9 protein-coding genes, 1 pseudogene and 1 riboswitch are annotated in these 10456 nt (G+C 72.1%); of the genes and pseudogenes, 1 reads left to right on the forward strand and 9 read right to left on the reverse strand.

Features of this window, described 5'->3' with window-relative positions; genetic code table 11:
- From DQP56_RS19315 to DQP56_RS19325, 3 genes are all read right to left on the reverse strand, one after another.
- A partial coding sequence (locus DQP56_RS19315; RefSeq protein WP_234825735.1) for a cobyrinic acid a,c-diamide synthase CobB occupies positions 1-1467 on the reverse strand: 1467 nt, incomplete at its 3' end.
- On the reverse strand, positions 1461-2075 hold the full coding sequence (gene cobO / locus DQP56_RS19320; RefSeq protein WP_112688191.1) for a cob(I)yrinic acid a,c-diamide adenosyltransferase: 615 nt from the start codon (positions 2073-2075) through the stop codon (positions 1461-1463). The genes DQP56_RS19315 and cobO, both read right to left, overlap by 7 nt.
- On the reverse strand, positions 2075-4054 hold the full coding sequence (locus DQP56_RS19325) for a magnesium chelatase subunit D family protein (RefSeq protein WP_112688193.1): 1980 nt from the start codon (positions 4052-4054) through the stop codon (positions 2075-2077). Before DQP56_RS19325 ends, cobO begins: the two co-directional genes overlap by 1 nt.
- Before the next feature lie 20 nt (positions 4055-4074).
- A riboswitch (cobalamin riboswitch) is annotated at positions 4075-4222 on the reverse strand.
- Here DQP56_RS19325 and cbiE point away from each other — a divergent pair.
- The gene (gene cbiE, locus DQP56_RS19330; RefSeq protein ID WP_165825082.1) at positions 4205-5410 is read left to right on the forward strand and encodes a precorrin-6y C5,15-methyltransferase (decarboxylating) subunit CbiE; all 1206 of its coding nucleotides are present in this window, start codon (positions 4205-4207) and stop codon (positions 5408-5410) included. It overlaps the preceding riboswitch by 18 nt.
- Positions 5411-5553: 143 nt before the next feature.
- Here cbiE and cobM read toward each other — a convergent pair whose 3' ends face one another.
- The 6 genes and pseudogenes from cobM to DQP56_RS19360 all read right to left on the reverse strand — a co-directional run.
- Positions 5554-6318 (reverse strand): precorrin-4 C(11)-methyltransferase, encoded by a 765-nt coding sequence (gene cobM, locus DQP56_RS19335; RefSeq protein ID WP_112688196.1) that lies wholly within the window; start codon positions 6316-6318, stop codon positions 5554-5556.
- Complete coding sequence (gene cobJ / locus DQP56_RS19340) at positions 6306-7829, reverse strand: precorrin-3B C(17)-methyltransferase (RefSeq protein WP_112688199.1); 1524 nt, start codon at positions 7827-7829, stop codon at positions 6306-6308. Before cobJ ends, cobM begins: the two co-directional genes overlap by 13 nt.
- 10 nt (positions 7830-7839) lie before the next feature.
- A complete protein-coding gene (locus DQP56_RS19345; protein WP_112688201.1) occupies positions 7840-8508 on the reverse strand; it encodes a precorrin-8X methylmutase in 669 nt (222 codons plus the stop codon).
- Positions 8505-9347 (reverse strand): ferredoxin-like domain-containing protein, encoded by an 843-nt coding sequence (locus DQP56_RS19350; protein ID WP_234825736.1) that lies wholly within the window; start codon positions 9345-9347, stop codon positions 8505-8507. The genes DQP56_RS19345 and DQP56_RS19350 overlap by 4 nt, the downstream gene beginning before the upstream one ends.
- 173 nt (positions 9348-9520) lie before the next feature.
- Positions 9521-10171: an enoyl-CoA hydratase-related protein gene (locus DQP56_RS19355; RefSeq protein ID WP_112688205.1), complete on the reverse strand. Its 651-nt coding sequence runs from the start codon at positions 10169-10171 to the stop codon at positions 9521-9523.
- A 10-nt stretch (positions 10172-10181) separates the two neighbouring features.
- Positions 10182-10456: pseudogene (locus DQP56_RS19360) on the reverse strand (TetR/AcrR family transcriptional regulator); the annotation flags it as partial.

Here is a 10456-nt window from a genome sequence, read left to right on the forward strand (position 1 = left end):
GTGCAGGGCGGTATGCAGGGCGTCGTCGAGCCAGTCCGGGCGCGGCCCGGCGTACACGTTCACCGCGAAATCCACTAGGCCGGCACCGGTTTCGGTGTCGCCGTGATGATGCAGATCGCCTCCGCGGAAACCGTGCACCGCGTCGGCGAAACGTTGCGCCAACCGCGGATACCCGGCCCAGTGGGTGTGCAGGTAGGACGCGTGCAGGTTCGGCCCGGCGAGGCCGTCCGGGCCATCGGGCAACTGCCAGGCAGGCTCGACCGGGCGAGAGAAAACCACTCCGGTGCGGTGGAATTCATGGCCGGCGACCGTCTCGCCGGCCCGCACCAGCAGATTGTCGGCGGGCGCGGTGGCGCTCCGGTAACCCAGCACGAGCCGCGGTGCCATCGCTGCCGAACCCGGCAACGCCCCGACCCCGGCGACCTCGTCGACACTGCGGCACAGGTAGGCCAACCCGCCGCATTCGGCGACGGTCGGGACCCCCGCGGCGATCGCCGCCCGCAACGCGCCCAGCAGCGCGGTGTTGGCGGCCAACTGCCCGGCGTACACCTCCGGGAACCCGCCACCCAGATAGATTCCCGCGGTGCCGGCCGGCAGACACGAATCGGTGAGCGGGTCGAAGCAGACCACTTCGCAGCCCGCGGCGCGCAGCAGTTCGAACGTCTCGGTGTAGCCGAACGTGAAGGCCCGGCCACCGGCGACGGCCACCACCGGGCGATCGGCTGACCCGGCACGCACCTCGGTGCTGGGATCCCAGGCATGGCCGGCCAAATCCGGTGCCACTCGGGCGATCTCCAGCACCCCATCGAGGTCGACGTGCTGTTCGATCAGCTCGGCCAGCCGCGACACCATCGCGCCGGACGCCTCGCGTTCGGCGGCCGGCACCAGCCCGAGATGCCGAGACGGCGTCGCCACGTCCGCGTCGCGGGGCAGCACCCCGAGCACCGGAATGCCGGTGGGGCGCAACGCGGCGACGACCTCGTCGGCGTGCCGGGCGCTGCCGGCCCGGTTGAGGATCACCCCGGCCACCCGCACGTCCGGGTCGAAACCGGCCAGGCCCGCCACCACCGCCGCGTGTGTGCGAGAGGCGTGGGAGATGTCGACGACCAGCAGCACCGGGGCCGTGGTCAAGGCGGCGACGTGGGCGGTGGAGGCCTCACCGTGGCCACCGAGCCGACCGTCAAAAAGCCCCATCACGCCCTCGATCACGGCCACATCGGCGTCGGCCGCCCCATGCATTAGCAGTGGCACGATCCGCTCGGCACCGACCAGCACCGGGTCGAGGTTGCGGGCCGGCCGACCGGTCGCCAGCGCGTGATATCCGGGATCGATGTAATCCGGACCCACCTTGTGGCCGCTGACGGACAGCCCGCGCGCGGCCAGCGCCGCCATGAGGCCGACCGCGACGGTGGTCTTGCCGTGCCCGGACGCCGGCGCGGCCACGATGACCCGGGGCAGCACTACCATTCGATCCCGCGCTGGCCCTTCTGACCGGCGTCCATCGGATGCTTGATCTTGGTCATCTCGGTGACCAGGTCGGCGATCTCGACCAGCCGAGGATGAGCGCGACGGCCGGTGATGATGACGTGCTGGTGGCCCGGCCGATCGCGCAACGTTTCCACCACGTCGTCGACATCGACCCAACCCCAGTGGATCGGGTAGGTGAACTCGTCGAGCACGTACAGGTCGTGGGTCTGCTCGGCCAGCCGGCGCTTCACCTCGGTCCAGCCGGCCAGCGCGTCGCCGGCGTGATCCTCGGTGCTGCCGGCCTTGCGGCTCCACGACCAGCCCGAGCCCATCTTGTGCCACTGCACCGGGCCGCCCTCGCCGGTCTCGTCGTGCAGGGCGCCGAGCCGCTGCAGCACCGCCTGCTCACCGACCCGCCACTTGGCGGACTTCACGAACTGGAACACCCCGATCGCAAAGCCCTGGTTCCAGCCGCGCAGCGCCGTCCCGAACGCCGCGGTGGACTTACCCTTGCCGTCGCCGGTGTGCACCATCAGCAGCGGCCGATTGCGACGCTGCCGGGTGGTCAGGTTGTCATCGGGCACCGTCAACGGTTGTCCCTGCGGCATCAGGCGGCTCCCTTTCCGGTGACGTCACGAACAATGCCGGTGAGCGCCTCGGCACTGACCTGCGGCAGCGGCACGTAGTCGGCCCGCAGCTGCTCGGCCAGGGTGTGTGCCAACCCGAGCCGCATCCGGCCGCTCTCACAATCGACGACGACGGCCGAAAACCCGTGTTCGGCAAGCTGCTGCGCGGCCTGCCGCGACCGCCCGACCGGATCGGCGCCGGCGGTGGCCCGGCCGTCGGTCAGCACCACCAGCAGCGGGCGAGACGCCGGGTCGCGCAGCCGTTCCCGGCGGATCACCTCGCCCGCCTCGAGCAGTCCCTCCGCCAGCGGCGTGCGGCCACCGGCGGGCAGCTCATCGAGGCGCACCGCGGCGATCTCCACCGACCCGGTCGCGGGCAGCGCCACTTCGGCTCCGGTGTCGCGGAACGTCACCACCGCCACCCGGTCGCGGCGGCGGTAGGCGTCGAGCAACAGCGACAGGATCGCGGTCTTGACGTGCCGCATCCGCTCGGCGGCGGCCATCGACCCGGAGGTGTCCACGACGAACAGCACCAGGTTGGCCTCCCGGCCCTCCCGGACGGCGCGGCGAAGATCGTCGGCCTGCAACAGCATCGGGCCGTCGACCCGGCCCCGGGCGCCCTGATGCGGGGCGGCGGCCCGCAGCGTCTCGAACAGGTGCAGGCTCCCCGCGGCGCCGACGGCGGTGGCACCCACGCGGCGCCCGGAACTGGTGCGGGCCCGACTGCGCCGGCCGGCGCGGCCGGAGCCGACCCCGTCGACGGTGAAAAGCCGTGCCCGGTAAGGGGAGTCAGCGCCGACGGTCGAGGTGGCACCGGGTTTCGCCGGTGCGGGCCCGCGCTGCTCGGGCGGTGCGGCGTTCCCGTCGCCATCGGGCGGTCCGTCGGGTTCGGGGCCGTCGGGATCCGGGTCGGGCTCGGTGCCGGAATCCTGCGGCGGCAGCAGCTCGTCGAGTTCGGTTTCATCCAGCCCCGGCGCGTCGAACGGCTTGCGCCGCCGCCGATGCGGCAGCGCCAGCCGGGCGGCCACCCGCAGATCCTCCACGTTGACCGCGTCGCGGCCCTGCCAGGCGGCGTGCGCCACCGCGGTACGGGCGCAGACGATGTCACCGCGCAGGCCGTCCACGTCGAAGGCCGCGCAGATTTCACCGATCCGCACCAGCGCGGTGTCGGTGAGCTCCACCCGCGGCAGCAGTTCCTGGGCTTTGCGGATCCGGGCCCGCAGCTGCTCTTCGGCGTCGGCATACCCGCGCACGAACGCTTCCGGATCGGCGTCGAATGCCAGCCGCCGGCGCACCGCCTCGGCGCGCAGCACCGGATCGCGCGGCGCGGACACCTCGACCGTCAGCCCGAACCGGTCGAGCAACTGCGGGCGCAGCTCGCCCTCTTCGGGGTTCATCGTCCCGACGATCACGAAACGCGCGGCGTGGCTGACCGAGACCCCGTCGCGTTCCACGGTCAGCCGGCCCATGGCGGCGGCGTCCAGCAACAGGTCCACCAGGTGATCGGCGAGCAGATTGACCTCGTCGACGTAGAGGATGCCGCGGTTGGCTCGCGCCAGCAGCCCGGGCTCGAACTCCACGGCGCCGGCCCCCAGCGCCCGTTCCAGCTGGATGGAGCCGACCACCCGGTCCTCGGTGGCACCGACCGGAAGCTCCACCAGTCGCACCGGGCGGGTCTGTACGGCGGCGCCGGCGGGGAACGGGCCGTCGGGGGAGAGCGGGTTGGCCTCTGCGGGATCGGAGGAGAACCGGTCGCCGGCCACCACGTCGATCGGCGGCAGCACCTGGGCCAGCGCCCGCACCAGCGTCGACTTGGCGGTGCCCTTCTCGCCGCGGATGAGTACCCCGCCGATGCCGGGGGAGATCGCGCTCAGCACGAGCGCCAGGGCCATGTCGTCGAGGCCGCCCGGTGCATCCGGGTCGCCGCCGAGCACGGCAGGAAACGGGTACAGCTGTTGCATTGAGGCTCCGCTCGTGATGCCGGTGTTGGCAACGCGAAGCCGGTATTCGGACTGACCGTGGCGCACCGGAATGCGCCGCGGAACACCGTAGCGGGCCTGTGTCGGACTCACACCGACTTCCCTGGCAGTTCGCGCCGATACCCTAACACCGTGCCCACCCAAGCCCCTCACGTCACCGTTGTCGGCGTCGGTGCCGACGGTTGGAACGGCCTCGGCGAACCCGCCCGCGCAGCGGTCGCGGCCGCCGATGTCGTGATCGGAGCGCCGCGCCAGCTGCACCTGCTGCCCGCCGTCGACGGCCAGCAACGGCGCAGCTGGCCCTCACCGCTGCGGTCCGGACTCCCGGCGCTGCTCGACGGTCTGAGCGGCCGGCGGGTAGTCGCGCTGGCCTCCGGGGATCCGCTGCTGTCGGGGGTGGGCAGCACGCTGATCGAGATGCTCGGCGCCCCGCGGGTCAGCGTGATCCCGGCGGTGTCCTCGGTGACGCTGGCCCGGGCGCGGTTGGGCTGGCCGGCGGAGTCGGTCGCGGTCATCAGGGCCGGGGATGTGCACGCGGTGCTGCGCGAGCTGGCACCGGGCCGGCGGGTGCTGGTGCTGTCGGCCGACGAGACGACGCCCGGGCAGGTCGCCGTGCTGCTGGTCGAGCACGGCTACGGGGCGAGCCGGATGACGGTGCTCGGTGACTTGGGTGGGCAGGCCGAGTCCAGGTTGGACAGCACGGCGGCCAGCTACACCGGCCCGGCGCCGCGGCTCAATATCGTCGCAGTCGAACTCGACGGCCCGCTGCCGGCCGGGTGGACGGCCGGGCTACCCGACGACGCCTACGACCACGACGGGCAGCTCACCAAACGTGACCTGCGGGCCGCCGCGCTGGCGCGCCTGGCACCGGCGCCCGGACAGCTGCTCTGGGATGTCGGTGCGGGCGCGGGCTCGGTCGGCATCGAATGGATGCGCGCCCACCCGAGCTGCCGGACCATCGCTATCGAAGCCGATCAGACCAGGGTGCAACGGATTTCGGGCAACGCCGCCAAGCTCGGGGTGCCCGCGCTGCGCGTCGTGAACGCACCCGCCCCGGCGGCGTTGGCCGAGCTGGCTGCTCCGGACGCCATCTTCATCGGCGGCGGGCTGAGCCGGCCCGGGCTGCTGGCGGCCTGCCTGGCGGCACTGGGATCCGGCGGCCGGCTGGTGGCCCACGGTGTGACGCTCGAAAGCGAGGCGCTGCTGGCGGCGGCCTACCGCGAGCACGGCGGCGAGCTGAGCCGCATTCAGGTCGAACACGCCGCCCCGCTCGGCAGCTTCACCGGCTGGAAGCCGGCCCGCGCGGTCATGCAGTGGGCGCTGACGCTGCCTGCTTGACCATCGATCCTGTCGTGATCCTGTCGCGGTCCGCTGGCGTGTTCGTCGCCGAACAACAGCGTGCCCGCCGAACGTGTAACCACTGCGAGTTTCGGCGCGATTTTTCGCAGTGGTTACACGTTCGGCGGGACAGTAACTTGCCGTTAGAGTCCCCGGTCCCGCGCCGGGTCGTAGAGATGGCTCTCGCCGCCGCACGGATCGGGCCGATCGGCCACCGCGCGGCCGACCAGGATCACCGCGGCCGACCGCAGCCCCGCCGCTTCGACCGCATCGGCAATGTCGGCCACCGTGCCGCGCAGTACGCGTTCATGGGGTTGTGACGCCCGGTAGACCACCGCCACCGGGCAATCCGCGCCGTAGTCGGATTCCAGCCGGCCCATGAGTTCCCGTATCCGGGTGATCGCCAGGTGCAGCACCAGCGTGGCACCGGTGGCGGCGAACGCGGCCAGCGATTCGCGCGGCGGCATCGCGGTGGAGGCGGCCTGCACCCGGGTCAACACCACCGACTGCGTCACCAGCGGCACCGTGAGTTCGCGCCCGAGCACGGCGGCCGCCGCCGCATAGGCCGGCACGCCCGGTGTCACCTGCCACGGCACCCCGGCGGCATCGAGTCGGCGGGTCTGCTCGAAAACCGCGCTGTAGAGCGACGGATCGCCCGAGACCAGCCGCACCACCCGCCGGCCTGCCCCGTGGGCTGTCACCAGCCGGTCCACGATCGCATCCAGGTCCAGCTTGGCGGTGTCGACGAGTTCGGCGGTGGCGCAACAGTGATCGAGAACCTTCGGATCCAGGTAGCTGCCCGGGTAGAGCACCACGTCGGCATCGGCCAGCAGTCGCGCCGCCCGCACCGTCAGCAGGTCTGCGGCTCCGGGGCCCGCGCCGACGAACTGGACCGCTAGCGCACCCATCGCGGCGTCCAGACCCGTCCACCCGTCGACCGCGTCGACGACGACCCCACCAGGACAAGGCATTTCATGTCGATAGCGTCGGTGTCCAGCTCGCCCAACGTGGTCACGGTCACCGACTCCGATTCCCGGCCGACGTCGCGGCCGACCACCACCACAGTTGCCGCGTCACGATGCTCCAGCAGCACCTTGCGGGCCAGCGCGATCTGGTCGGGTCGGGCGCGCGAGGCCGGATTGTAGATCGCCAGCACCAGATCGGCGTCGGCGATCGCCCGCAACCGGGACTCGATCACCGACCACGGCTTGAGCCGATCCGACAAGCTCAACACGGCGAAATCGGCGCCGATGGGGGCACCGGCCGCCGCGGCGACCGCCTGCACCGCCGACACCCCGGGCAGCACGCGCACCGAAACCTGTTGGTAACGCGCATCATCGGCCGCCTCGGATAGCGCCTCGAAGACCGTCGAGGCCATCCCGAACACGCCGGCGTCCCCGCCGGAGACCACCGCCACCTTCTCGCCACGGGCGGCCAGATCCAGCGCGAACCGGGCCCGGTCCAGCTCGACGGTGTTGCCCGAGGAGTGCCGCTGCAGGCCGGCGCGCTGCGGCACCCGCGCCAGGTAGGGGCCGTAACCCACCACGTGATCCACGGTGGCCAGCGCCGCGGCGGCCTGGGCGGTCAACCAGGACTCGGGTCCGGGCCCGAGCCCGATGACCAGCAGTTCGGCGGGCCGGGTAACGGGTTCAACGACCTCCGGGACTGAATCGGACGGCTTGCGGGAGCGCTGCCCGTTGCGGGAGTCCCCGTCGACCACGATCAGCGACAGGTAGGGCACGTCATCGGTTTCGGCCATGGCGGACACCGGCAGCCAGCGCTGCTGCGGATGACTGGCCCGCTCCACGTAGTAGGCGTGCTCGAGACGGCCGGCAGCGACCAGCGCACGGTACACGGCGGGGAAGGTGCGGCCGAGCTTCATGATGATGGCGCCGTCGGTATCGGCCAGCCGCATCGCCAACTCGTGCTCTCCCAAGGTGCCGGGCAGCACGGTCAGCACGTCGGTCTGGCGTACCAGCGGCATGCCGAGCGCGGCGGTGGCAGCGCTGAAAGCCGGTACGCCCGGGACGATCTCGGTGTCGAAGCGGGTCGACAGCCGGTCGTGCATGTACATGAATGAGCCGTAGAACAGCGGATCGCCCTCGGTCAGCAGCGCCACCGTGCGCCCCGCACCCAGGTGCGCGGCCAGCCGAGACGCGGAAGTCTCGTAGAAGTCCGCGAGCGCCCCGGCGTAGCCGCCGGGGTGGTCGGTGACCCCGGTGGTGACCGGGTAGCGCAGTTCCTCCTCGATCACGCCGTCGCGGATCAGGTCGGCGGCGATGGTGCGCGCGTAGGAGTTCTTGTTGACCCCGGCGTGGTAGGCCACCACGTCGGCGTCGGCGATGATCCGAGCGGCCTTGCGGGTGATCAGTTCCGGGTCGCCGGGGCCCAGGCCCACCCCGTAGAACGTGCCGCTCATGCTGTGTCTCTCACTCGTTGTCCGAAGCCAGGGCGTTCAGCGCCGAGGAGGTGATCGCCGAGCCACCGCGGCGGCCGCGCAGCGTCACGAACGGGATGTCGATGCCGTGCTCGGCGTGCAGCGCCGCCAACGCCGCCTTGGACTCGGCCGCGCCGATGAACCCCACCGGACAGCCGACGATCACCGCGGGACGCGGCCCGCCGTCCAGGATCAGCTCCAGCAGGTGAAACAGCGCGGTGGGGGCGTTGCCGATCGCGACGACGGCACCGTCCAACTCCGGTGCCCACAACGACACCGCCGCCGCCGAGCGGGTCGTTCCCCACTCGGCGGCCAGCGCCGGAACCCGCTCGTCGTGCAGATGGCAGCGCACCTCGTTGCGCGCAGGCAGCCGCCCGGCGGTCACCCCGACCGCCACCATCCGGGCATCGCAGAAGATCGGTGCGCCGGCGTCGAGGGCGGCGCGTCCGGCCGGCACCGCCTCGGGGTGGATCAGCAGGTCGGCGGCGACGTCGGTCTGCCCGGCGCCGTGGATCATGCGCACTGCGAGCCGCTCGGCCGACGCCGGGATGTGCGACAGATCGGACTCGCGCCGGATGGTGGCGAACGATTCCACGTAGATGGCCGGGCCGTCCTCGAGGTAGGAATACCGCTTGGTGGGACGGCTAGCGGGCGTCGTCACGGATTCGTCTCCTGTGTATCGGGAATGAAGACACCCTGCCACGGCGTCACCACCAGCTCGGTGTGCACCGGCAGCGAGCCCACCTGCGCCGGCGTGAGTATCCCGCCGGGGACCGGCACGTGGGTGCCGCCGGGCACCGGACCGTAGGGTAGCGGACCCGAGGGTGCGGGCAGCCGTGCGTCGGCGGCGACGACGGGAGCAAGCGGATCGGGCAGCTCCCGGATGTGCCACGCCGCGCCGGGGCCGCTGCCGCGGGCGGCCTGGAATGCCGCCGCCAGCGCGGCCAGCCGTTCGGCCGCCTCGGCGATGGCCACCACCGCACCCCAGTCCTCGCCGATCCGCAGCTGCGCCTGCGCGGCGGAGAGCGCCACCAGCCCGGCATCGGCGGTTCGGTCGATCAGGTCGCCGCGGCCGTCGTCGAGGACAAACAGGAAGCGTCCCGGCAGCCGACCCAGCTGCGGGTCGCCACAGAGCAGCGCATCGAGCCGCTGCGCCACCGGGCGCAGATCGACGCGCCCCTCGGCATACCCGGTCTGCGGGGACACCAGGATGTTGCGGACCAGCTCGTGGCTGCGCGACGGTAGCAGCCCGGTGGATTCGATGGCGGCGACGACAGCCGGATCAAGCCGCCCCTCGCGGCCGGGCAGCCCCCGCAGCTGCAGGTTGGCTCGGGTAGTCAGGTAGATCGAGCCGTCGGCGAACTCGGCGCTGACTCGCAGCAGCCGTTCCAGTGCTGCCACGGGCAGCCGTCCCCCGACGAGGCGCAACCGGACCAACAGGCCGTCGTCGGCGGGCCACGGCCGCAGCACCCCCGGGCACCGGTCGGTTCGGTTCCTCATCCGTCGCATCCGTCACGCCGGGGGAGATGTGTGTCGATTGCCCGCCTCACAGCGACAACCCGGGCCGGTGTCGCCGCACGAGCGGGTGCGTTGGAGTGCACGGCCCGATTGTCGCTCAGAGGTGGGCAATCACCGCATACCTGCCCGCCGGTGACGGGTGGGACCGATGTTGTTCACCCCGCCGTCAGCGCCGCCACCACCGGCCCGAACATGCCGGTCTTGATCGCGCCCAGTGTGCCGGGATCCTTGCCGGCCAGCGGCCGCAGCAGCTCGACGGCCCCCGGCGTCACCAAGCCTTCGCCAGCGCTGCCGTCGACGATTCCGACCGCCGCCGCATCCACCCCGCCGAACCGGCGCCCGGTCGTCATCGACGCCACCTGCGCCTGCGGGGTGAGCTTGGCCTGGATCAGCGCGGCCATCCCGGGGGTGAACGGAATCCGGATGTCGACCTCCGGGAAGCAGAAGAAGCCGCGGTCGGCGCGCATCACCCGGAAGTCGTGGGCGATCGCCAGCATCGCCCCGGCCCCGAACGCATGCCCCACCACCGCCGCCGCGGTCGGGATCGGCAGCGTCAGCACCTTCGCCAGCAGCGCCTGCACCCGCCCGACGTACCAGTCGCCGCGGTCGCTGTGGGCGGCCAGCCAGTCCAGGTCCAGGCCGTTGGAGTAGAACTTGCCGCCCGCGGTGGTGACCAGGCCGTGCGCGCCACTGGACACCACCTCGTCGAGCATGCGCTCGATCTCGTCGAGAAAGTCCGGTGAGAACCGGTTCTCGTCGTCGCCGAGATCGAGCACGGCGATCTTGTCGTCATAAGTCAGGTTCACGGCTGCTCCTTTATCTCCGGGTCTCTGGTCCCACGGCCAGCACGGCGCGTACCGCGGCGTGCAGCTGGGCGCGGGCAGCGTTGTTGCCCAGCCGGTTTCGGCTGAGGACGATCGCGGTGGGCAGATCGACCACACAGGTGGTGATGGTGTCGACGGCGGCGGCGTCGCGGCGCCCCCACATCGCGGCGGCGAGCCGGATCAGCAGGCCGATCAGTTCGGCGTCGAGGCGGCGCAGCGGTTCGGCGACGTCGGCGGGCAGGTCGTCGGCCAGCAACTCCTCGCGCC

It is taken from the genome of Mycolicibacter senuensis (genome assembly GCF_003284925.1).
Lineage (GTDB): Bacteria > Actinomycetota > Actinomycetes > Mycobacteriales > Mycobacteriaceae > Mycobacterium > Mycobacterium algericum_A.